At 50.0% G+C, this 22,568-nt stretch carries 18 protein-coding genes; 10 read left to right on the forward strand and 8 right to left on the reverse strand.

Annotation, left to right across the window (positions count from 1 at the left end; all coding sequences use genetic code 11):
* The first annotated feature begins 9 nt into the window (after positions 1 to 9).
* Genes hsdR through CAFE_RS00730 form a run of 6 tightly spaced genes read left to right on the forward strand, consistent with a single transcriptional unit; the run spans position 10 to position 7,600 of the window.
* A complete protein-coding gene (gene hsdR, locus CAFE_RS00705) occupies positions 10 to 2,364 on the forward strand; it encodes an EcoAI/FtnUII family type I restriction enzme subunit R (RefSeq protein WP_156989497.1) in 2,355 nt (784 codons plus the stop codon).
* A gap of 18 nt (positions 2,365 to 2,382) precedes the next feature.
* Positions 2,383 to 3,825, forward strand: a complete 1,443-nt coding sequence (locus CAFE_RS00710; protein WP_156989498.1) for a type I restriction-modification system subunit M — start codon at positions 2,383 to 2,385, stop codon at positions 3,823 to 3,825.
* Positions 3,822 to 5,417 (forward strand): restriction endonuclease subunit S, encoded by a 1,596-nt coding sequence (locus CAFE_RS00715; protein ID WP_156989499.1) that lies wholly within the window; start codon positions 3,822 to 3,824, stop codon positions 5,415 to 5,417. The genes CAFE_RS00710 and CAFE_RS00715 overlap by 4 nt, the downstream gene beginning before the upstream one ends.
* Positions 5,414 to 6,196, forward strand: a complete 783-nt coding sequence (locus CAFE_RS00720; RefSeq protein ID WP_233452647.1) for an ImmA/IrrE family metallo-endopeptidase — start codon at positions 5,414 to 5,416, stop codon at positions 6,194 to 6,196. Before CAFE_RS00715 ends, CAFE_RS00720 begins: the two co-directional genes overlap by 4 nt.
* A 4-nt stretch (positions 6,197 to 6,200) precedes the next feature.
* Positions 6,201 to 6,659, forward strand: a complete 459-nt coding sequence (locus CAFE_RS00725; protein ID WP_156989500.1) for a PDDEXK family nuclease — start codon at positions 6,201 to 6,203, stop codon at positions 6,657 to 6,659.
* Positions 6,660 to 6,700: 41 nt separating this feature from the next.
* A complete protein-coding gene (locus tag CAFE_RS00730) occupies positions 6,701 to 7,600 on the forward strand; it encodes a GIY-YIG nuclease family protein (RefSeq protein ID WP_156989501.1) in 900 nt (299 codons plus the stop codon).
* Between the two features lie 160 nt (positions 7,601 to 7,760).
* On the opposite strand, the gene CAFE_RS00735 is transcribed toward CAFE_RS00730, so the two are convergent.
* The 6 genes from CAFE_RS00735 to CAFE_RS00760 form a co-directional block, all read right to left on the reverse strand.
* Entirely contained in the window at positions 7,761 to 9,230 is a 1,470-nt protein-coding gene (locus tag CAFE_RS00735; RefSeq protein ID WP_156989502.1) for a recombinase family protein, read from the reverse strand.
* The gene (locus tag CAFE_RS00740; RefSeq protein ID WP_156989503.1) at positions 9,230 to 9,394 is read right to left on the reverse strand and encodes a hypothetical protein; all 165 of its coding nucleotides are present in this window, start codon (positions 9,392 to 9,394) and stop codon (positions 9,230 to 9,232) included. Before CAFE_RS00740 ends, CAFE_RS00735 begins: the two co-directional genes overlap by 1 nt.
* Before the next feature lie 389 nt (positions 9,395 to 9,783).
* Entirely contained in the window at positions 9,784 to 11,223 is a 1,440-nt protein-coding gene (gene asnB / locus CAFE_RS00745) for an asparagine synthase (glutamine-hydrolyzing) (RefSeq protein WP_066644655.1), read from the reverse strand.
* 164 nt (positions 11,224 to 11,387) lie between these two features.
* The gene (locus CAFE_RS00750) at positions 11,388 to 12,770 is read right to left on the reverse strand and encodes a glycoside-pentoside-hexuronide (GPH):cation symporter (protein ID WP_066644657.1); all 1,383 of its coding nucleotides are present in this window, start codon (positions 12,768 to 12,770) and stop codon (positions 11,388 to 11,390) included.
* 147 nt (positions 12,771 to 12,917) lie between these two features.
* Entirely contained in the window at positions 12,918 to 14,438 is a 1,521-nt protein-coding gene (locus CAFE_RS00755) for an FGGY-family carbohydrate kinase (protein ID WP_156989504.1), read from the reverse strand.
* 12 nt (positions 14,439 to 14,450) lie between these two features.
* Positions 14,451 to 15,230, reverse strand: coding sequence for an SDR family oxidoreductase (locus CAFE_RS00760; protein WP_413814405.1), 780 nt, complete (start codon positions 15,228 to 15,230; stop codon positions 14,451 to 14,453).
* A 215-nt stretch (positions 15,231 to 15,445) separates the two neighbouring features.
* Between CAFE_RS00760 and CAFE_RS00765 the strand changes: the two genes are divergently transcribed.
* Positions 15,446 to 16,567 (forward strand): ROK family transcriptional regulator, encoded by a 1,122-nt coding sequence (locus tag CAFE_RS00765; RefSeq protein ID WP_156989505.1) that lies wholly within the window; start codon positions 15,446 to 15,448, stop codon positions 16,565 to 16,567.
* A 139-nt stretch (positions 16,568 to 16,706) separates the two neighbouring features.
* On the opposite strand, the gene CAFE_RS00770 is transcribed toward CAFE_RS00765, so the two are convergent.
* Positions 16,707 to 17,264 carry a DUF1836 domain-containing protein gene (locus CAFE_RS00770; protein WP_066644665.1) on the reverse strand — a complete coding sequence of 186 codons (558 nt, stop codon included), beginning with the start codon at positions 17,262 to 17,264 and terminating at the stop codon, positions 16,707 to 16,709.
* A complete protein-coding gene (locus CAFE_RS00775; protein ID WP_066644668.1) occupies positions 17,257 to 18,117 on the reverse strand; it encodes an AraC family transcriptional regulator in 861 nt (286 codons plus the stop codon). The genes CAFE_RS00770 and CAFE_RS00775 overlap by 8 nt, the downstream gene beginning before the upstream one ends.
* 181 nt (positions 18,118 to 18,298) lie before the next feature.
* Here CAFE_RS00775 and CAFE_RS00780 point away from each other — a divergent pair, with 181 nt between their 5' ends.
* The 3 genes from CAFE_RS00780 (at position 18,299) to CAFE_RS00790 (ending at position 22,417) form a co-directional block, all read left to right on the forward strand.
* Positions 18,299 to 18,700 (forward strand): OadG family protein, encoded by a 402-nt coding sequence (locus tag CAFE_RS00780; protein ID WP_066644678.1) that lies wholly within the window; start codon positions 18,299 to 18,301, stop codon positions 18,698 to 18,700.
* A 38-nt stretch (positions 18,701 to 18,738) separates the two neighbouring features.
* A complete protein-coding gene (locus tag CAFE_RS00785) occupies positions 18,739 to 19,884 on the forward strand; it encodes a sodium ion-translocating decarboxylase subunit beta (RefSeq protein ID WP_407926833.1) in 1,146 nt (381 codons plus the stop codon).
* 160 nt (positions 19,885 to 20,044) lie between these two features.
* Entirely contained in the window at positions 20,045 to 22,417 is a 2,373-nt protein-coding gene (locus CAFE_RS00790; RefSeq protein ID WP_166525032.1) for an ATP-dependent helicase, read from the forward strand.
* The last annotated feature ends 151 nt before the right edge of the window (positions 22,418 to 22,568 follow it).

Raw genomic sequence — 22,568 nt, forward strand, 5'->3', positions numbered from 1 at the left:
AACGATAACATGAATAAAAAGCAGTTGTCTGAACAGGAAATCAGGACACAGTACATCACCCCTGCAATTAAGGCTGCTGGATGGACAAACGGACAAATCCGCGAGGAATATGCAATCACAAAGGGGCGTATTATCGCTCGCGGAGGTACTTATAAGCGTGACAAGGCCAAATACGCAGATTATTTGCTTTTTTATAAACCACACATCCCATTGGCCATCGTGGAAGCAAAAGATAATAATCACGCCGTATCAGATGGTATGCAGCAGGCGCTGGACTATGCAGAGCGGTTGCTTGTTCCGTTTGCTTTCACTTCCAATGGCGATGGCTTTACATTCCATAATCGGATGGCTGCGCCGGGTGACGCTGAGCAATTTGTTCCTTTGGATAAATTCCCAACAGCAGAGCAGCTTTGGAAAATGTATAAAACCGGCACGAACTTGTCGGATCAACAGGAAGCCATCATTGAAGAACCCTATTACACCCAGAGGGAAGACCGGACACCGCGTTATTATCAGCGCAATGCAATCAACTTGACCGTTGAGGCAATCGCGCGTGGACAAAACCGTATTCTCCTAGTTATGGCGACCGGAACCGGCAAGACATTCACTGCATTCCAGATCATCTGGCGACTGTGGAAAGCCGGAGTAAAGAATCGCATTTTATACCTTGCTGACCGCAACGCACTGATTGATCAGACTTATGTAAATGATTTTTCCCCTTTCAAAGATAAAATGACGATCGTTCGCAACCGCAAGGTGGACAAATCCTACGAGATTTATTTGGCACTTTATCAGGGTCTTACCGGCGAGGGCGATAAGGAGATATTCAAACAGTTTAGCTCCGGCTTTTTCGATCTGATTGTCGTGGACGAATGTCATCGCGGCAGCGCAAAAGAAGACAGCGCATGGCGCGCAGTGCTGGAGTATTTCTCCGCAGCCACGCAGATTGGTCTGACGGCTACTCCCAAAGAAACAAAAGACGTTTCAAATATTGACTATTTCGGTGAGCCGATTTACACCTACTCTCTTAAGCAGGGTATTGAAGACGGCTTTCTCGCCCCATATCGTGTCATTCGCGTCACTCTCGATAAGGACGCCGAAGGCTTTCGTCCCTACAAGGGACAAACTGACAAATTTGGCAACGAAATTGTCGATCGTGAATACAACACCAGCGACTATGACCGAGAGCTTGTTTTGGAGCAGCGTACCCGCATGGTGGCAAAGGTTGTTTCAAATTACATGAAAAAACATGATTTGCGTTACGATAAGACCATTTTCTTCTGTGTGGATACGGAGCATGCAGACCGTATGCGGCAGGCGCTTGTGAATGAGAACACCGACCTTGTTAAAGAGGATGAGCGCTATGTGATGCGTATTACCGGAGACGACGACATTGGTAAAAAGCAAATTGACGCTTTTCGGGATGTTTCCAGCCGCTATCCGGTGCTTGTCACAACATCAAAATTACTGACTACTGGCATAGATGTACAGATGGTCAAGTTTATTGTCTTGGATGCGGAGATTAAGAGTCCAACTGAGTTTAAACAGATCATTGGTCGTGGCACCCGTGTGCGGGAAGACCTTGGAAAGATGTTTTTTACCATTTTTGATTTTCGCGAAGTAACCCGACATTTTGCTGATCCGGACTTTGATGGTCCAGTGGAGCAGAATGACACTTTCACGCCGTCTGAAGATGGTCAAATCCCCGATTTGCCTAACGATCCGCCACAGGGTGGCGACCAGCTTACTGATGGCTCGGACACTCCAGAAGGCGGCGACGATAATCCCCAGCATGAGCGCCGCATGAAATATTATGTTGACAATGTGGAAGTGACTGTGCTGAAGCAACGTGTCCAGTATATCGACAAGGATGGCAAGTTAATTACGGAATCACTTACGGATTATACCCGTCGCAATGTGCTTGACCAGTACGCCACGCTGGATGATTTTCTTTCGGCGTGGAACAGCGCAGAGCGCAAGCAGGCAATTCTGGATGAGTTTGCCAAGCGTGGAGTGTTGCTGGAAGAATTGCAGGAGCAGGTCGGGCAAGAGTTTGACCCCTTTGATCTTGTGTGTCACATCGCATATGATCAGCCGCCGTTGACTCGCAGGGAGCGGGCCAACAATGTTAAAAAGCGAAATTATTTTGCAAAATATGGTGAAAAGGCTCAGGCTGTTCTAAATGCACTACTTGAAAAATACGCCGAGATCGGAGTCGCCGATCTGGAAAGCATGGATGTACTGAAGGTGAATCCCATTAATCAATTCGGTAATCCCATGTATATCTTGAATCGTATTTTTAAAGGAAAAAAGAATTTCGAACAAGCGCTGCATGAATTGGAGCAGGAGCTATACGTCGCATAGATTTTGGAGGATGCTAAGATGGCCGTTTCAGGTACTACAAAAGCACTTAAAGATATTATGCGCATCGACGCAGGAATTAATGGCGATGCGCAGTATATTGAGCAGATCACATGGATGTTGTTTCTCAAGGCTTTTGATTTTAAAGAACAGGAATGGGAGACAACCGAGGATGATTATTATCCTGTCATCCCTTCCAAATATCGCTGGAGCAACTGGGCGGACGACGCGGAGGGCATAACCGGCGACGCATTACTTATTCACATTGATGCTATGTTCACGGATTTGCGTGAACTGGATACGAGTAACGATCCAAAGCATCGCAAGTGGCTGATCCGCAGTATTGTAGAAGGCGTCAACAATTTCATGAAATCCGGTACGCTGCTTCGGCAGGTCGTGAATAAGATCAATGAAGAGATCGACTTTTATTCCATGCCATCTGGTCATCTGTTCAATGGCCTGTATGAAACAATGCTGAAAGACCTGCAGAGCGCAGGCAAGGCGGGGGAGTTTTATACTCCCCGCCCGGTGACACACTTTGTTGTCGATATGGTGGCCCCAAAACTGGGGGAAACCGTGCTGGATCCAGCCTGTGGAACAGGCGGCTTCCTGACTAGTGTGATCGACAATTTCACGGTCAATACCACCGAGGAATACCGGATGCTGCAGCAGACGATTCGCGGAATTGAAAAAAAGCCGTTCCCTTACCTGTTATGCGTAACCAATCTAATTGCTCACGGAATCGATGTGCCGGATATCCGTCATGACAACACCCTGCGTACACCGACCACGGACTATACTGCAAAGGACAAAGTTGATGTCATCGTCACGAATCCGCCTTTCGGCGGCGCGGAGGAAAAGGCAATTTCTCAGTCTGTTCCCGCCGAGTTGCGTGATACGGAGACCGCCGATCTTTTTTTGGTACATATGATGGTATTGTTGAAGGATGGTGGGCGCTGCGGCATGGTTTTGCCGGATGGTTTTCTGTTTGGCACCGGCGTGAAGTCTGCCATAAAAAAGAAACTGTTGGAAGAATGTAATCTTCACACTATTGTTCGTCTGCCGAAGGACGTATTCGCTCCTTATACCAATATCAACACAAACCTGCTGTTTTTCCAGAAGGGCACACCTACCAAGGGCGTTTGGTATTATCGTTTGGAAATGCCTCAGGGCTATAAGCACTTTTCCAAAACCCGGCCCATGCTGCCAGAGCACTTTCAATCTGTGCGGGACTGGTGGAAACACAAAGAGGAAAGTGACGTTTCCCAATTTGTCCCTGTGGAAGACATTATCGCCACCGATTACAATCTGGACTTCTGTGGATTTCCGCACGACACCGAGGAGATTCTCCCGCCTGAAGAATTTATTTCTCATTATCTGAATGAAAAGGCTGTGCTTTCCGCCCACATGGAAGATGTGCTGGCGCGAATTTCCGTCGCCTTGGAGCAGGAGAAGATTGAATGAAAGCCTCTGAATTGAGAAAGTCCATCCTACAGGTGGCGGTGCAGGGCAAGTTAGTGCCACAGGATAAAAACGATGAACCTGCATCCGAACTGTTGAAACGGATACAGGCTGAAAAAGACGAACACATTAAGGCAGGTAAGCTGAAAAGAGGAAGGCCCCTGCCTCCCATTACTGGGGATGAAATTCCTTATGATTTGCCGGAAGGATGGGTCTGGTGCAGACTGAACAATTTCTGTGATGTACGCGATGGCACACATGACACACCAAAATATGTTTCGGACGGTTTCCCGTTGATAACAAGCAAAAATTTAAGTGATGGGCAAATCAGCTTCGAGAATGTGAAACTAATTTCAAACGAAGATTTTGAAGCGATATCACAACGTTCAAAAGTTGATATTGGCGATATCTTATTTGCGATGATAGGGAGCATTGGGAATCCAGCAGTAGTTGAAAGTAGCAAACCGTTTGCAATCAAAAATGTTGCCCTTTTTAAACCATATAGACAGGATTCATTTATTACGAAATACTTTTTTTATTTTTTGGAGTTAGAGCAGGAACAAATGAAACGGATATCTTCCGGAGGGGTTCAGTCTTTCGTTTCATTGAATTTTTTGAGGAATTACCTTATTCCTGTTCCTCCCCTTGCCGAGCAGCAGCGTATCGCATCCAAGGTGGACGAGCTGATGGCATTGTGTGATGAACTGGAGGCCGCTGAAAATGAGCAGGACGCGTTGGAAAAGCATTTGGCAGAAGATTTGCCAGAAAGCATTTTACAATCAGCAGTACAAGGTAAGCTGGTGCCGCAGGATAAAAATGACGAGCCTGCATCCGAACTGCTAAAACGGATACAGGCTGAAAAGACCGCGCTCATCAAGGCAGGAAAGCTGAAAAAAGAAAAACCACTGCCACCTATTACCGAAGACGAAATTCCTTATAATTTACCGGACGGGTGGGTTTGGTGCAGGTTGGGAGAAGTTAATAATTTTATTATGGGACAATCCCCCGCTGGAAATAGTGTTTCTACCGACAATCAGGGACTCGAATTTCATCAAGGAAAGAGTTTTTATGGAGAGAAATATCTTCAAAAGTCTAATCAGTTTACCTCTTCTCCTTCCAAAATTGCACCACCAAATAGCATTTTATTAGCAGTTCGCGCGCCCGTCGGCGATGTTAATATCGCCAAACGAGAAATATGTATTGGGCGGGGTTTATGTGCAGTACGGCCCCTCGGAACGATAAACATAAATTTCATGTTTTACTGGCTACAAGCACAAAAACAGAATTTTGTACTGAAAGCGACTGGAACTACCTTTGCTGCCATTACAGGAGAGGTGGTTAAAAATCAACTTCTTCCTCTCCCACCCCTTGCCGAACAGCAGCGCATTACTGCCAAAGTGGATGAACTGATGACGCTGTGCAATGAGCTGAAACAAGTCGGTGATCTGCCAATTGATTATAGCAATGTGGTACCTTTTCCTGATGCTGTCAAAACAGCTGCAGAGCGAGTTGCGATGGCAGCACGCGGTAATGTTAATAATCTGTCTGCTCAGGCAAAGCAGGCAATAGAGGATTTGTTTGCGGAGGATGAATGATGGAGGCAGCCTATGATCCTGCAGCCAAAGCCAAGCAGGTACTAGAAAGCATGGGCATTACTAACCTGCCTGCAACGCATCTCGACGAAATAGCACAGATGCAGCATATCCGCGTCGGGAAACAAAATCTGCCGGACGATCCCAAGCTTAGCGGTCTGCTGCTATTTTGCGGGGAAAAACGTGCCATCCTGATTAATACGCATATTTCAAACTCTGGGCGCATCAACTTTACATTTGCTCATGAACTGGGGCATCATTTTTTGCAGCATACTCCAACCTACTATTTGGACGGGCAACGGGGCTTTCGCTGTACAGTGGAAGATGTGCAAAACGGCGGTCGTCCGAAAGAAGCTGAAGCCAATCGTTTCGCTTCCGTGTTCCTCTTGCCAGAAGACCAGTTCCGCCTTGCGATGGTTGGTTCTGCGTTGGATTACACACTGATTGCCACTCTTGCCCGACAGTTCCGTGTTTCTAAACATGCCTGCTGCAACCGTCTGCTGGAATTCACACGAGAACCCTATATTGTGATTCGCAGCCGGGGCTATGCAATCACAGAAATCCGCACCTCTGCCGCTGCCCGTCGTAAGTTGCCCAAGTTGGAATCTATCCCACAAGGAACATTTGCTTACGAGGCGATTACTGAAAATAAGAATCAGGATGCCTTTGATGAAATCGACGCAGCCAAATGGCTGTCAGGTTCAAATCTACCTCTTCACCTTTACGAATGGACACGCGGCTCGTGGCCAGATAATATATCAATGACAATTTTGAGATGGTGATAGAATGATTGTAAATGATTATTCGGCTGAGCTTGTGGTGGCGGGAACATTTGCGGCGCATGGATGGAACGTATATTTTCCACATAGAGACAAGGGCTTTGATTTCATTATTACCAAAGATATTGCGGGAACAGGGGAACTTATCCGACCAGTGCAAGTTAAAGGAGAATATCCAACTGAAGATAAAACCGATAAACCGGTTTATGGATATGTAGGGAAGTTAACCAAACTGCATCCGGAAATGGTGCTCGCAATGCCCTTTTACAATGGTGATCTTGCGTTACCTGAATTTATTGCATATTTACCCATCTCCATGATTAAAAAATGTTCTCGGGGTTACCGTTGTCAACCGGCATCATTTAAAAATGGGGAACCCGTGAAAAGGCCTGGCTTTGATAAATTCTTTGATTTTAATAGACTAGCTATTTTGGAAGATGCTAATTGGAAAGACATACTATTATGAATCGACAGTTCATGATTGTGCAGAAAGCGAGGAAATAACCCATGGCTACGAGAGGCAAAAGCATAAACCTGTTTCTGATAGACGGCGACCCCAACGGGTGCATTAAGTGTACCCTTGCCAATTGGACAGGAGTAGCCTATAAAATTCCGCGCACTGAATTGGATCAGTGCAAGGGACGCGATGATCTCTCACAGAGCGGGGTCTATTTTCTGTTTGGAGTTTCGGATCAGACCGGCGAGGATGTTGTTTACGTCGGTCAGGCTGGCGTGAGAAAAAATGGTGAGGGCATTCTCTACCGCTTGCAGGAACATAGGCGCAACCCTGAAAAAGACTACTGGACAGAGGCAGTTGTTTTTACAACCTCAAATAATTCTTTCGGACCCACTGAGATAAGCTACCTTGAAAACCGCTTTACGAATATGGCGATTGCGGCAAAACGATATCTGGTGAAGAACGGTAATGATCCGACACTGGGCAACATTACAGAGGAAAAAGAAAGTGAACTGGAAGAGTTCGTTGACTACGCCAAGATCGTAATGGGCACCCTCGGTCATAAGGTGTTTGAGCCGCTCTCGCAGCTCGTGGTAACAGCCCCGCCAACGGGTGAGGAAACCCCTCAAGCCGGAGAAAATTTCTTTATCAAGCGAAGCGGCGCCGACGCCAAAGCGAGGCTGACAAACGAAGGACTTGTCATTCTCGCGGGGAGTGTGATTCGGGAAGAACTACTTTCGAGTTGCCCTGACCATGCTAAATCTGCACGGGAGGACAACAGGAAATATATAGATGAGAACGGAGCCTTGCAAAAGGACATCCTCTTTAAAACACCATCGGGTGCGTCTGACTTTGTCCTTGGCGCGTCAACAAGCGGAAATGTGGAGTGGAAAACTGCCGAAGGTAAAACGCTGAAGGAATTCGAAGCAAGAGAGACAAGCGAAGGATAACCCCACCAAGAATATCATCGGCTTCTGCTTGACTTTTCCCACCGCCTAGGACGCTTAAACAGTGATTTACCGCAACCTCGGTGTTTCTAAAGACATAAAGGTTTTATTTGTCTCAACAATTTTTCAGCGCGTTCATACACGCCAATACGGCAAAAGCGCTTTACATTCTCCACCTCACTTCCCGAATCTTCACCTGCCCAAAAAATTCGCCTTTCGGCTTCACGCTTTCAATAACAATCCGTTCTACAAATTGTTTCAGGAAAGCGCGGCGTTCGTGGTTCGATAACTTATCCCAGTTCTCTCGAAAATTCCGGGCGATTTCCTGTGGCTTGACCGCCATGGGTTTGGGAGCAGCGCTGAGGCGTTCCAGCTCGGCACTCAGAACCAGCTTATCCGATGCGACCAGCTTCTTCATTTCGCGGTAATCATCAAAGTCGATTTCGTTATGGACATATCGCTCCAGTGTTTCGCGTTCCCTTGTTTCAAGGCTTTTCAGCTTGGCTTCCAGTGACAAGATTGCTTCACTTTTGTCATGCTTGATTTTTTTTTCTTCTGCAAGAGAAGGATTATCCGCATCATTAAAATCCGCGATTTGGGATATGTATTCCTCGAAAGCCGCCTCCACTTTCTTGTGGCTCATACTGCCGACGGTGCAGGTCCCGAGTGTGTGATTACAGCATACATATCCGACCGTAATTTGAATTTTTGTCTTTAGTTGTTTGCGGGATTCATAGGTCTTCATCTTGTAGCCGCACTTTGCACATTCCAAAAATCCGGCAAAATATTTTTCGTCATTGGGCGGCTTTGTGATACCCACCTTTTTATTTTGATCAAGGATGTCCTTCGCAGCATCGAAAAGTTCCTGTGGGATAATCGCTTCATGCAAACCGTCGTATTCCTGCTTGTGTTTGGAATCGTTTATGTGGTGGCGTACATCGCCCACATAGTTGCAATTAGTGAGGACGCGCCTGACTTTCACAGACGACCATGTTTTGTCTTTCTTCGTTAATATACCGCGCAAATTAAGCCGCCGCGCAATGTCCGTGAGTGTAAGTCCGTTGTCCACAAACATTTCAAAAACCTCCCGCACGACTTCGGCTTCGACGGGATTTACTGTTTGCATTTTTTGACCCTTCACGCGGTCATATCCGAAACTTGCCGACGATGTGCAGAGTGAATACCCTTCCTTTACTTTGCGTTCGACGCCGACCCGTGTTCGCTCGATAATGTTTTCGCGCTCAAACTCCGCAAAGATCCCGATGATTTTGATAAACATCCTGCCGGATGCCGTTTGTGTATCAATGGACTCCATTAAGGAGTTGAATTCGCAATCATTGGCATTGAACAGGTCAACCAGATAAATCAAATCCGCCGTGGAGCGTGTAAGGCGGTCGATCTTGAACACCAGCACGTTTTTAACGAGCCCGGCTTTTACGTCCTCAATCATATCTTTGACCGCAGGGCGTCCGGTAATGTCCTTGCCGGAGATGCCTTCGTCGGCATATATTTTATAGATTGACCAATCTTTGATTCTTACATAATCCTTGAGCTTCTGCTCCTGTGCCCGGATGGAGAAACCCTCCTGCGCCTGTTCCTCCGTGGAGACCCGAACATAAATTGCTGTTTCCATCAGCCACTGCTCCTATCATCTTTATTGATAGGATTTTGTGGTGGCTCATCTTTTTCACCGTCAAGATCTGCTTCCATGGCTTTGCACTGCGCCTTCAAAAAGAATTTTAACATCCGTTCCTGTAACGTCTTTGGCAATACAATTCTTTTTGAATCGTCGGACATATATTTCACCTCGTAAAATGCTCATTAGTAAAATATATGTGGGAAGCATTTGGAATAAAGATTGTCCGTAGAAAATCGGTTCTATAAATCGTTACACAGCTTTAGAGGGGATTTTTTATTCACGCGCCGGGGAGGCTCGCACACATGGCAGACAGCTTTTTCTCAATGCCGTGATGCGATTTTAGAAAACCCGTGCGAAACAGCTATGCACATAGATCATTGGTATAAGGAATCGGAGCTTCAGGGTCGCCCGATGTCGAAATGAGTAGAACACTGATTTTGGTTTTTGTAGACACTGGTCGATAAAACAAAAAGCAGGGTTGACATGAACCAGTTCGTGTCGAAAAAGTGGCTATTTTCCTGACTTTCTTGTCCCACTCCTCATTGGTTTATACTATCCCTGCCCTGTCGTCCAGCAGGGTGGTCATAAACCATTTGATGTTCAGGTATGAAATTTCCCTGCGCCGCGCTTCCTGCGAGTTCTCGTTTTCCAGCTTTGGAACTTCAGAAATGGATTCCTCGTAACGCTGGTTCACGTAATCCTCCAAATCCAGCGCGTCGTTGATTTCGGGTTTAAACAGATCCGTCCGTACGGAAAGGTCCGGTGACCAGGGGAAACAATGGCCCTCGAACGCTTCTTTTTTATGAAACCACGGGTAACCGCCGAAAATCTCATCGGCACATTCTCCGCTGACCGCAACGACATGATCTTTTTTAATCATCCGGCAGAAGTGAAGGAGGGAGGAGTCAACGTCCGCCATGCCCGGCATGTCTTTCGCGTCCACCGCGTCATAGAGCTTGTCGGCCTGGCTCAGATTGTCGCATTTGAGGACGGTGTGGTTCGTCCCGCAGTATTCCGCCATTTTTGCCGCCCAGGGATCATCGGAGTCCGGCTGGAAGGCGGTTGGCTTGAAATATCGGTCGTTGCCTGTGAACTCAAAGGAATAAGTGGAGAGAATTTGGCCTAAATCCCGATACTTGCGCGCCGCGACCGACGTGACCACGCTGGAGTCCAGTCCGCCGGACAGGAACGTGCACAACGGAACGTCGGAAACAAGCTGCCGAGTGATCGCGTCTTCCAGAAGGTAGCGTACATGTTTGACCGTATCCTCGTAGCTGTCCGGATGTTCGTGGCTTTCAATCTGGAAATAAGGTTTGACGGAAAAGCCGTTTCGGTCTGATATGGCAAAGAACCCCGGCTTGATTTCATAAATATCCTTGAACACGCCAACGCCGGCTGTTCGGGCGGGACCGATTCCAAGAACTTCACAGAGGCCATTGCGGTCAAGAATCGGGTTGACTCCCGGGTACTGCAGCAGAGCCTTGATCTCGGAACCAAACACCAGCCGGTCACCCGCAAGGGTATAAAACAGGGGCTTTACGCCAAACCGGTCACGGCACAGAAAACAGCGGTTCCGTCTTTCGTCGTCGACGGCAAAGGCAAATATCCCGTTCAGCTTCTTGGGGCATTCTGAGCCGTAGTGAATATAGCATTTCAAAAGAATTTCAGTGTCGCTCGTGGTTTCGAACACGTAGCCGATCGACTCAAGCTCACGGCGCAGCTCGTCGCCGTTATACAGTTCCCCGTTATAGACAATCGTGTACCGGTATCCGCCCGCGTAAGCGGTCATCGGCTGCTTCCCGCCTTCCAGGTCAATGACCGCAAGCCTCTGATGCGCGAAGGCGGCGTGGGTTGAAATAAATACCCCGTTTTCATCGGGTCCGCGGTGCCTGAGCGTATTGCCCATACGCCTGGCCAGCTGACCCAGAAAAGGGGCCTCTTCGGTAAAATCTTCGTTGTAGTTACAAAAACCTGCAATCCCACACATATGGAACCCCCTCCTTCGAAGTTACAGTATCATATTATGTGAAATTGTAATTATGGTTCTAGAAAACAGCCCCCGGGGGACGGATCGAAGAGAAGCGGTCGGCCGCGCGTCTCTGCAGAACGCCGCTCGAATTTTCAAAACCTTCAGCGGCCTTTTCCAGATTCTTAGTTGGAAGACGGCTGCAAGGAAGCGGAGGCGGATCCCTTCGACGCATTGACTCTGCGTCTGTTTTCCAATTCTTCCGACATTTCACTGCGAATGCTGTCGACACGGTAAAAATAGACTGCGATGCAAATCAAAACGCATATGATAAGCGGGATCCAAATGAAAGCAGTCTCTATGGCTGCTAGCGCCTTTGGCGTCTGCGGAATGTTCGGCACATATCCGCTCATTGTTAGAAAGATGCCGACCAGCATACTCGCAAGGCCCATGCTCGCTTTCACAAAAAAGCCCTGAAACGCGGCGATCATCCCGGCGATGCTTTTTTTGTTTTTGTATTCGGAATAATCGATCACGTCCGGCTGCATGGAAAATGTTGTGCCGAAAATTCCGTATATCCCGAGTCCCGTCACGGCGAGCCCGGAAATCAGCATGACCGTCGAGCTTTTACCCAGGTAGATCGTCAAATCGCCGATCGCATAAATCAGCGAACTGATCACCATCAAATTGCGTTTCGAAATATGTTTTTCCAGGAACGGGAGAATGAGGAGCATCGGCAGCCCCGAAAGGATGCCGAAGAGGCCGACAAAAACAATCCAGTCGGTTTTTCCCAGATTATAGGTAAAATAATAAAGGACGGACGTATTTCGTATCACATAGAGCCCGAAGTATAAAAAATTCAGGATGAAAAGCACGATGCTCGCGCCCGTGAGCCCTTTCAAATCGTCTTTCAGTCTGGAATGCTCGTGGGTGACGGAAGTCGGCACAACCTCCTCCGTATTCAGAAAGGTGATGCCGAAGATCAGCATCGCCGCAACGCCGTAGATGCTCATAGTGATCAGATATCCTTTGGCGTTGTCGCCGCGACCGAAAAATTTGACAAGAGGCGTCGTGATGGTCATAACCACCGCGGTGCCGATCATGGCGCAAACCATACGGGTCGACACGAGGCAGTCCCGCTCATGAACATCGGACGTGAGCCTTGGAACGATCGTGTTGAGAGGAATATTGACGATCGTATACGAAAGACACAGCAGGGAGTATGTTACATAAGCCCATACGAGCTTGCCGGTGGCGCCGAAATCCGGCACGACAAAAGTCAGCACCGTGAAAACAGCGAACGGGACTGCGCCGACAATGAAATACGGCCTCCCTTGGCCCCACCGGGTGTGGGTTCTGTCTACAATCAATCCCATCCCGGTATCCGTACCGGCGTCAATGATTTTTGTTACCAGGGTCAGCGTACCGGCTGCCGCAGCGGTAATTCCAAAAACGTCCGTATAGAATATCATCAGATATGACGCCATCGTACTGAACACCAGATTGCAGCCAAGGTCTCCAATCCCATAGCCGATCCGTTTTCTCCATTTGTCCCAAAACAGATTCATTCGCTTCACCCCAAAATTATATTTTTTTAATGTGCCGCATTACTCCAGATGAAACTCCGGACTGCCGGTCAGGCTGATGATCAATCCCCGGGCCGTATGCCAAACAGCGGTCTGATTTTCCGATGATGATCAGGCGGCATTTGAAAGTCAATTCAGTGCCGAAAGAGTTTTCATATCGTTCCTGAGATTTTTGTATATCGATTTATAGCATCGGTAGAGAGAATCGTATCTGGCATGTGCTTTCGGATCCGGTTCGACAGGTTCGGCTAGGACACGCCATTTTTGCATGCCCTCCCGGGTCAGCAGACCGGTTCCCAGGCCCGCGAGCATGACATCGCCGAGATTGGCCTCCACATCGTTGATCGGGCAGACAACCCTGTGACCGGTGACGTCGGCGAAGATTTGTTTCCAGAGAGTTGACTTCACCGCGCCGCCTGCGACGAGAATATCCCCGACCTTTTCTCCGGTAGCCTCTATGGCGTCGCGGAGAGAATAGGCGACCGCTTCCAAAAACGCACGGTAGATATGGGCCTTTGTATGCGCAAGCGACAGCCCGATGATCGTTCCGCGCGCGTTCGAGTCCCACACAGGGCTGCGTTCACCCATAAAATAAGGCAGGACGATGAGCCCTCCGCTCCCCACTGGAATCTTTTCCGCCTGTCGGTCCAATACGGCGTAGGCGTTGGGTCCCCCTGCTTTCTGCCGGCTGTACTCCGCCTCCGCAAAGGTATCGCGGAACCACTTGACGATTGCTCCCGCCGTTGCGGCGCCCGCGAAGCAATAGGAAAGCTCCTTTGCCCTGTAAAGATAGGGCCACTCGATCAGGCCTCTTCCCTGCACGGGCTTGTCGGTGATGAGAGCGCCGCACAGGGAGGTTCCGATTGCCGCCGCAAATACGCCCGGCTCAAATACCCCGAGGCCGATGTTGGCCGCACCGCAGTCGATGCCTCCGGCGCAAACCGGCATGCTTTTGCAAAGACCCAGCTCTTTTGCGGCCTCTCCCGTCAGCCCGCCCACGACGTCGCTGGATTCCACAAGGTTTTGGGGCAGCTTGGAAAGGGGAATTCCCATTTTGTCGAGAAGTTCCTTTGACCAGGTGTGGGTGTTCATGTCGAAAATGCCGCCCGTGTTCCCGGCGGAGGAATAATCCTCGGCAATTTTGCCGGTGAGTCGGTAAATGGCATAGGCGTTCGGCGGAAGGAAAAGCTTTGTTTTCTCCCAGTTCTCGGGCTCATGCCGCTTGATCCACAGCATTTTGGTAAAACCGTAATAGGGGTCGGATCCGTTATGGGTGATCCGCATCAGTTTTTCAGCGCCGATCTGTTCCAGGGCCCAGTCGCTTTCCTCCTGGGCCCTGCGGTCCATCCAGATCAGGCACGGACGCACGGGGCGCATTTGCGAATCAAGCGGGATTCCGGAACCGCCGTAAAGGCCGCTGATGCAGAGAGCCTTTACGGCCTCCGGCTCCACCGCCGCTTTCTTTACGGTTTCCCGTATGGATTCTTTGACCGCGTCAACCCAAATGTCCGGCCACTGTTCCGCCCATAGCGGTTTTGGCGTAAGTACATCATATTCGCACAGGTGCTCTGCGATCAGATTTCCGGAAGTGTCCGTCAGAATGGTCTTTGTTCCGGAGGTTCCTATGTCTGTACCCAACAAATAATTCATACGATGTCCTCCTTAAATGCAGGTGAATGCTCCGTCGATCACAAAATCCGCGCCGGTCGTAAAAGAGCTTGCGTCGCCCGCGAGATAAACGGCCGCCGCCTGAAGTTCCTCCGGTTTGCCCATGCGGTGAAGCGGAGCCACCGCGTTCCACTGTTCGATCAACGGCTTGAGGGACGGCGAATTCAGCGTGAGCTCGGTTCCCATGTATCCGGGACTGATGCAGTTGACCCGCACGTTCCGTGTCACCCATTCCACGGCAAACGATTTTGTGAGCTGAATCACACCGGCCTTCGAGGCGTTATAGGAACACTGCGGCTGCGGATAGTTGACAATATGGGCCGACATGGAAGCAGTATTGATGATGGAGCCGCCGCCCTCCCGCAGCATGACCCTGCCCGCGGCCTGTGCGGTGAGGAATATCCCGGTGAGGTTGATATCGATCACCTTTTTCCATTGGGCAAAAGTCATTTCTTCGGCCGGCACGTTGAGGCATATGCCGGCATTGCAAAAGGCCGCGTCTAGTTTTCCGAATTCCCGGAGCACCGTGTCGATCATCCGGTCCACGTCCTCCGGCTTTGTAACATCGGCCTTTATTGCCATGGCTTTTCTGCCGGTTTGTTGTTCGAGCTCTTCTGCCGTGTTTTGCGCCGTTTCGATGTCGAGGTCTACAATCGCAACGTCGGCTCCCGCTTCACAGAGTGCGGTCGCCATGCTTTTACCCAAGCCTCTTGCTCCCCCGGTAACAAATATCTTTTTGTTGTCGAGCCGCATTTTTTCCAGAATCCCCATCATGATAGCTCCTTTTCAATTATTAAAATTGATTTTATAAAATGATTTTATAAAACTGGTTTTATCATATAACATGGGGAGGGAATCTGTCAATACGTATTTAATGACAAAGTTATGTCAATCGTTTTTGTGCATGTTTACCACACTAGTTGCAATGAACCTGCTTTAGTGTTAAAATAATAAAAATATATTTTGAAAAGTGAGTTAACTAATATCATATGAACAGTCTGACGCTGAAAGATGTAAAAAGAAATAATTACTCTCTGATCTACCGCCTTTTGTACCATGAGAAGAAGCTGTCCAAACAGGATCTGGCAAACAGGCTTCGCCTGAGCCTGCCAACGGTTTCGCAGAACCTGAATCAGCTTGAGTCTCAGGGCCTTGTCCGAAAAAGCGGCCTGCTTGCGGGTCAGGTCGGCCGCAAGGCGGTTGCGTACAGCTTGTGCGAAAAGGCGCGAGTCGCGGTCGGGGTGGAGATTCAGAGGGACGTTCTTCTGATAACGGCGGTCGACATCTACGGCCGAACGTTTCTCAGAAAAGAAACCCGCTGTGTGTTTCGTGACGAAAGCGGCTATTATGAAGAAGTCGGACGCGCGGTCCTTGATTTTTTGGCGGAGATGGAAGTCACCCCGGGGGCAGTGCTGGGAATCGGGTTTGCCGTACAGGCGCTTGCCTCGGCGGACGGCAGAGAGATCACGTATGGGAAAATTCTGTACCGTACCGGAATGCTTGTGGACGAATTGGAGAAAGGGATCAAGCTGCCGTGCAGTTTTATCCACGACGCGCGCTGCGCCGCCACTGCGGAACTGTGGTTTGACAGGAAAATAAAAGACGCCGTTTATCTTTCGGTCGGGAAACACCTTGGCGGCGCGTTGATTATGAACCGCCGAATCCATCAGGGCAGCCGCGGGTGCAGCGGAGCGATCGAGCATATGACGCTTGTGCGGGACGGACGGGACTGCTATTGCGGCGGCCATGGATGCATGGAGGCCTATTGTTCTCTCGAAGCGCTGCTGCAGGGCAAAGACACTCTGCCGCGCTTTTTCGAGAGGCTGAGAGCAGGCGAAGCGGAATATGTTCGCAGATGGACAAGCTTTCTCGAAGATTTGTCCGTTGCGCTGAACGACCTGTACGCGATTTTTGACGTTCCGTGTATTCTTGGAGGGAGTATTGCGCCTTACATCACGAAGGACGATATCGACAGCCTGCATGAAAGGGTTTTTTCCCGCACGGCGTTTCCAAATCCGCAGCCTTTTATTAAAATCAGCAATGCTCCCGCCGACAATGTGGCGGTCGGAGCGGCACTGCCATATATCCGGAGGTACCTGGACTCCGTATAAAGCCGGAAGCAACCGCGGCTCATGCTTTGTTCAACTAAAAGAAGCCTCTCGTTGTAGCTTGGCGTCCTACAACGAGAGGCTTCTTTTGCACGGCCTGTTTTTAACGGTTCAGCTCATTCGGCATGCGGGGCCGTCTTGACTATTTCTTTTCTTTCTCGGCTCTCGGTTTGCTTTCTTTCGCAAGCTCGCTTAAGATTCTTTCCGCGGCCGTGCGCCGGGCATTTGCTTCTATCGAAAGTTCAATCGCCAGCCTGGTCAGGTCTGCCTCGCTTTGCTGCGAGGTGGACCGGATGCGCTCACAGACTTCCTTCATCGCGGAGGTCTGGGCTTCGCAGAAGCGGTCGTACATTTCATTTTGCGATGCGTTTAACAACAGCGTTTTCACTAGAGAGGAAATATCCTGAATGGAAAGAACCTGCTTCAGCATGCAGATCACCGTCAGAATTGCAAGATGATCGCGGGAATACTTTTTTTGCTCCGGCCGGGGAAGAACTCCGTCCTTCACATAGTTGTTGATCATGCTGGAGGTGAGCAGATTCGTCCCTTCGTCCCGCTCATACAGGCAAAGCTGCTTGTTCATGTAAGTCAGCACCTGATCCATATATAAATAAATTTCCGGGAGCCGTTCCCATTCCACGGCTCTCGATTCTTCGATTTGACCGATCCATTTCTGAATCCGTTCGGTTGCCTCACTCATGCGTTTTTTCCTCCCCTGTATTTCTGTGTCCGCCTGCGGTGTAACGGCTCGGCGGAACGCCCATGTACCGCCGGAAGACCCTCGAAAAATAGAGCTGGTCGGAAAAGCCCGTGGAATAGGCCGCTTCTCCGACCGTCAGGCCGCCAGCCTTCAGCAGTCCGGCGGCTTTACCGATCCGGTAACGCATTAAGTATTCGTTCGGCGGCATGGAAATATGCTGCATAAACAGGCGGTAAAGGTGACTGCGGCTGATACCGGCGCTGGCGGCGATGCTGCTTACGGTAATATCGCCCGAATAGTTGTAATCGATGAATTTAATGGCTTTTTTTACATACTCGTATCCGTTGTCCTGCGGCTGGGCGGGTTTCCCGAACCGGTCCATCAGCGCGGCCAAAAACAGCAGAAGACCGGATTCCATGCGGGCTTCTTCGCTGGGACTTGATCCGGAAGAATTGCAGATATCGGTCAGCAGGCGTTCCAGCTTGTCGTCGCCCCCGTAATGAAAAACCGGTTCCCGGTCCAAAAGGCCCGTCTGATCCATCAGGCGTTTCGCGTCGCTTCCATTAAACCCCACCCAGCAGTAGGTCCAGGGGTCCCTGTCGTCGGCGGAGTAGGATACAAGCTGGGACGGAACCACAAGAAAACCGTCCCCCACGGATAAACTGTGCTGTTTACCGCAAGAGCGGAATTCCCCGCGCCCGGACACAATGTAATGAATCAGATAATGATCCCTGACTGCCGGACCCCAGGAATGCCGCGAGGCGCAGCGCTGCACGCCGCAGCTGTAAACCGCAAGGCCCAGACTGTTGTGAAACGGATCCCGGAATGAACGTCTGAATTCCTCTTCTCCCATGGGACGCCGCACCTCCTTTTCTTCAATTTTATTATAATTCCGAGCGGGTTTAGATGCAATAAAAAACAAAAATTGATGAAAATAATTGAAATCAATTTTGGGATCAGTTATAATAAAAAGCATATTCAATCATTTTTAACTGGCTTTGACCGGAATTTTCATGCGGGAATGGGGACGGACAATGAACTTTCAACAGGAAGTGCAAATATCACTGACGGTCTTGATTACAGGGCTTGTAGTCGTATTTTTAATGCTGATTTTTTTAACTCTGGTGATTAAGGGCTATGGGAAAGCGGTGAATTCCCTGCAATCCAAACTGAATCAGCGGCCGCGGGAAAGCATGCCGGTTCCCAAACCGGAGCCGGTTCCGGCCGCTGCTCCCGCGCCGAGCGAACCGGCTGCGGAAGAAGCTCCCGCAGTTGAGGAGGGAATCTCGGAAGAGATTCTGGCTGTGCTTGCCGCCGCGGCATACAGTATGATTCCGGGCGGTGTGGTTACCTCCGTGCGCCGCGCGGCGGTGCAGAGCAGAGCAAGGTCATCGTGGGGAATGGCCGGCCTTCTGGAAAATACGCGGCCGTTTTAATTCAATGAGGCTTTTGGAGCAGGGGAAGGATTGGTAAAGTGACGATATTCAGTGGATTTCTCAAATCGGTTATGAAATTATTTGAAACCTCGGGCCTGGTCGGCAACGATCCGCGCAATTATGTCATGATTTTAATTGCGGGAGTTTTGATTTATCTGGCGGTGAAGAAGCAGTTTGAACCGCTGCTCCTTCTTCCCATCGCGTTCGGCATGCTGCTTGTCAACCTGTATCCCGCGATTATGGCTGCGCCGACCGATACGGAAAACGGGGGGCTGTTTTATTACCTGTACCTCGGCGTCAAGCTGGGAATTTATCCGCCGCTCATTTTCCTCGGGATTGGCGCCATGACGGATTTCGGCCCGCTGATTTCCAACCCGAAAAGCTTTCTTTTGGGCGCCGCGGCTCAGCTCGGCATATTTACGACTTTTATCGGCGCGATTTTTCTTGGATTCGAGACAAGGCAGGCGGGTTCCATCGCCATTATCGGCGGGGCCGACGGGCCTACCGCTATTTTTGTCACTTCCCAGCTGGCTCCGAAGCTTCTGGGGCCCATCGCGGTGGCGGCTTATTCCTATATGGCGCTGGTGCCGATTATCCAGCCTCCGATCATGAAGGCCCTCACGACTAAAAAAGAACGTTTGGTGCGCATGGAGCAGCTTCGCCCGGTCTCCAAGCTGGAAAAGATTCTGTTCCCGATCATCGTGACCATCCTGATTTCTCTCCTTCTTCCGGATGCCGCTCCGCTGGTCGGAATGCTGATGCTTGGCAATCTGTTCCGTGAAAGCGGGGTTGTGGACCGCATCAGCAAAACCGCTCAGAACGAGCTGATGAATATCATTACGATTTTTCTCGGCACAACGGTCGGCGCAACCGCTACCGGTTCTCTGTTTCTTTCCTGGGGTACGATTAAGATCGTGATTCTGGGACTGCTGGCTTTCTGCATCGGAACCGCAGGCGGCGTCCTGTTCGGCAAGCTGATGTGCCGTCTGAGCGGCTATAAGGTCAATCCGCTCATCGGTTCGGCCGGCGTGTCCGCGGTTCCCATGGCGGCGCGTGTGTCCCAAAAAGTCGGTCAGGAGGAAGACCCGGGCAATTTCCTGCTGATGCACGCAATGGGGCCGAATGTCGCGGGCGTGATCGGCTCCGCAGTCGCGGCGGGGGTTTTGCTCAGCATCTTAAAGTAATTTTCAGCAATTTTATTTCGCCCGCGCGTCCGGATGACGTGCGGGTGATTTTTGTATTGTGACTGTTCCGAAGGGGGGCTTGTTTGCACTTTTCCGCGGAATACGATACAATAAAGAATACGGGCTGCAGACCCGATTTTGATTTCTGGCGGTGGAGTACATGTCTAAAAATATGGAACTGAGGAAAAAGGTTCTTGAGAAAGAGTTTTCCCGAATGAATGCAAAACAGCGGGAGGCGGTTTTTACCGTTAACGGACCGCTTTTAATTCTGGCCGGCGCCGGAAGCGGAAAAACAACGGTTCTGGTCAACCGTATCGCAAATCTGGTTCGTTACGGAAATGCTTATCAATCCTTACAGGAGCCTTCTTTGACCCCGGACGAGACAGGGGAGGTCACGCGCTTTTTGGAAAGCGGTCAACAGCTATCTCCGCAAACGCGCGACCGGCTTGCGGACGACCCCTGCCCTCCCTGGAGGATCTTGGCCATCACCTTTACCAACAAGGCTGCGGAAGAGCTGAAAAACAGGCTTGGCGCCATGTTGGGCGAAGTCGGCGACGAGGTCTGGGCGTCAACCTTCCATTCCTCCTGTGCCCGCATGCTGCGCAAGGACGGAGAACGCCTCGGTTTTACGAGGCATTTTACCATCTACGATACCGACGATTCCCGCAGAGTTATTAAGGATTGCCAGAAGAAACTGGGAATTGACGACAAGAAACTTTCTTATAAAGCGATTCTTGCGGAAATCTCCCGCGCGAAGGACAGTCTCATCGGACCGGATGAATATATCAGGGACGCGGGGGGCGACGAACGGGTTGAAAAGATTGGTGCCGCTTACCGCCTTTATCAGGCGGCGCTGAAAAATTCGGACGCCATGGATTTTGACGATCTGATTGTGCACACCATCCGGATGTTCCAACAGAACCCGGACGTTCTTGATTATTATCAGAACCGGTTCCGTTATTTTTTGGTTGACGAATATCAGGATACCAGCCACGCACAGTATGTGTTTATCAAGATGCTGGCTCAGAAAAGCGGCAATCTCTGCGTGGTGGGCGACGACGATCAGAGTATTTACAAATTCCGAGGAGCGACGGTTGAAAATATCCTGAGCTTTGAAAAGACGTTTCCGAACGCCAAAGTGATCCGGCTGGAACAGAATTACCGTTCCACCAAGACGATTCTGGCGGCGGCAAACGCGGTGATTGCGAACAACGAAAACCGGAAGGGGAAAACCCTGTGGACTGAAAATCAGGAAGGAAAAAAAATCCAGGCCAGAACGGCCTCCAGCGAACAGGACGAAGCTTCTTTCATCGCGGACAGAATTTTGGAAGGAGTGGCATCCGGCCGCAGATTTTCCGACTTTGCCGTTCTTTACCGCATGAACACGCAGTCAAACGCTTTGGAAAAGGTTTTTGCTAAGTCCGGAATCAAATATCGGATCATCGGCGGCCAGCGCTTTTATGACCGCCGTGAAATCAGGGATATGACGGCGTACCTGAATGTAATCAATAATCCGGACGATGAAGTGCGGCTTCAGCGGATCATCAACCGTCCGAAAAGGTCCATCGGGGACAAGACGATTGCGCAGGCGTCGGAGATTGCCGCCCAACTGGGCGAAAGTCTGTTTTCCGTCATCAGCCATGCGGATGAATTCGATCCGCTGAAACGGTCGGCTCCCAAACTTCTCGTTTTTTCCCAAATGATACAGGAACTGTCTGAGACGGCCTCGGACGGGAAAACAGGACTCGGGGAGCTGTATCAGCAGCTTCTGCAAAAGACAGGGTATCTGGACGCTTTGCTGGCTTCCGGTGAGGAGGATGCGCAGGACCGTGCGGACAATGTGCGTGAATTGTCGACCAACCTGATAAAGTATGAGGAGGATAACGGAGAAGAAGCGAGTCTTTCCGGATTTTTGGAAGAGGTTTCGCTTCTTACGGACATCGACAATTACGACGGCTCGTCCGACGCCGCCGTCCTGATGACCATGCACTCCGCGAAGGGATTGGAATTTCCGGTTGTTTTTCTTCCCGGCTTTGAAGAGGGGATTTTTCCGGGGATGCAGGTGCTCTATAATCCCGGAGAGGTCGAGGAGGAGCGCAGACTGGCTTATGTTGCGATCACGCGTGCGAAAGAAGAGCTGTACATACTGAACTCGGAGTACAGAATGCTGTTCGGCAGCAGCCTGCACAATCTGCCTTCGCGGTTTTTGCGGGAAGTTCCGGAGGAGCTGCTGGAGAAGAGCCGCTCGCGCGACTGGAAGAAGCCGAAGCCGGGGGTTGTCCTTCCGACTTCGGCAAGGGAAGCAAGGGCGGTTACCACCGAGGCCGCCCGCAATTTTGGGCCCGCTTTCACTCCGGCCGAGGAAACGAAGGTTGTTTTTCGGACCGGGGACGGCGTTGTGCATAAAACCTTTGGACCCGGAGTGGTCCTGTCCGCTTCCTCCATGGGGAACGATACCCTGCTGGAGATTGCGTTCGACAAGGCGGGAACCAAAAAGCTGATGGCGAACTTTGCCCGTTTGCAAAAAATATAACATCTCTGCGCGATTGAAAAACAAGGGGCCGTTGCAAAACGGCACGAAAAAAAAGTCGGAGCAACCATACGAAAAGGTATTGGCAGCTCCGGCTTTTTGCTTTAAAATTTAGTTGTGAAAAAAAATAAAAAGCTCTTAGAGCATAACAGAT

The organism is Caproicibacter fermentans, assembly GCF_009746625.1.
In the GTDB taxonomy this organism is placed as follows: domain Bacteria; phylum Bacillota; class Clostridia; order Oscillospirales; family Acutalibacteraceae; genus Caproicibacter; species Caproicibacter fermentans.

Coding starts and splice junctions, on each gene's coding strand:
- hsdR (WP_156989497.1), top strand. CDS start 10: ATGAATAAAAAGCAGTTGTCTGAACAGGAAATCAGGACACAGTACATC.
- CAFE_RS00710 (WP_156989498.1), top strand. CDS start 2,383: ATGGCCGTTTCAGGTACTACAAAAGCACTTAAAGATATTATGCGCATC.
- CAFE_RS00715 (WP_156989499.1), top strand. CDS start 3,822: ATGAAAGCCTCTGAATTGAGAAAGTCCATCCTACAGGTGGCGGTGCAG.
- CAFE_RS00720 (WP_233452647.1), top strand. CDS start 5,414: ATGATGGAGGCAGCCTATGATCCTGCAGCCAAAGCCAAGCAGGTACTA.
- CAFE_RS00725 (WP_156989500.1), top strand. CDS start 6,201: ATGATTGTAAATGATTATTCGGCTGAGCTTGTGGTGGCGGGAACATTT.
- CAFE_RS00730 (WP_156989501.1), top strand. CDS start 6,701: ATGGCTACGAGAGGCAAAAGCATAAACCTGTTTCTGATAGACGGCGAC.
- CAFE_RS00735 (WP_156989502.1), bottom strand. CDS start 9,230: ATGGAAACAGCAATTTATGTTCGGGTCTCCACGGAGGAACAGGCGCAG.
- CAFE_RS00740 (WP_156989503.1), bottom strand. CDS start 9,394: ATGTCCGACGATTCAAAAAGAATTGTATTGCCAAAGACGTTACAGGAA.
- asnB (WP_066644655.1), bottom strand. CDS start 11,223: ATGTGTGGGATTGCAGGTTTTTGTAACTACAACGAAGATTTTACCGAA.
- CAFE_RS00750 (WP_066644657.1), bottom strand. CDS start 12,770: ATGAATCTGTTTTGGGACAAATGGAGAAAACGGATCGGCTATGGGATT.
- CAFE_RS00755 (WP_156989504.1), bottom strand. CDS start 14,438: ATGAATTATTTGTTGGGTACAGACATAGGAACCTCCGGAACAAAGACC.
- CAFE_RS00760 (WP_413814405.1), bottom strand. CDS start 15,230: ATGATGGGGATTCTGGAAAAAATGCGGCTCGACAACAAAAAGATATTT.
- CAFE_RS00765 (WP_156989505.1), top strand. CDS start 15,446: ATGAACAGTCTGACGCTGAAAGATGTAAAAAGAAATAATTACTCTCTG.
- CAFE_RS00770 (WP_066644665.1), bottom strand. CDS start 17,264: ATGAGTGAGGCAACCGAACGGATTCAGAAATGGATCGGTCAAATCGAA.
- CAFE_RS00775 (WP_066644668.1), bottom strand. CDS start 18,117: ATGGGAGAAGAGGAATTCAGACGTTCATTCCGGGATCCGTTTCACAAC.
- CAFE_RS00780 (WP_066644678.1), top strand. CDS start 18,299: ATGAACTTTCAACAGGAAGTGCAAATATCACTGACGGTCTTGATTACA.
- CAFE_RS00790 (WP_166525032.1), top strand. CDS start 20,045: ATGTCTAAAAATATGGAACTGAGGAAAAAGGTTCTTGAGAAAGAGTTT.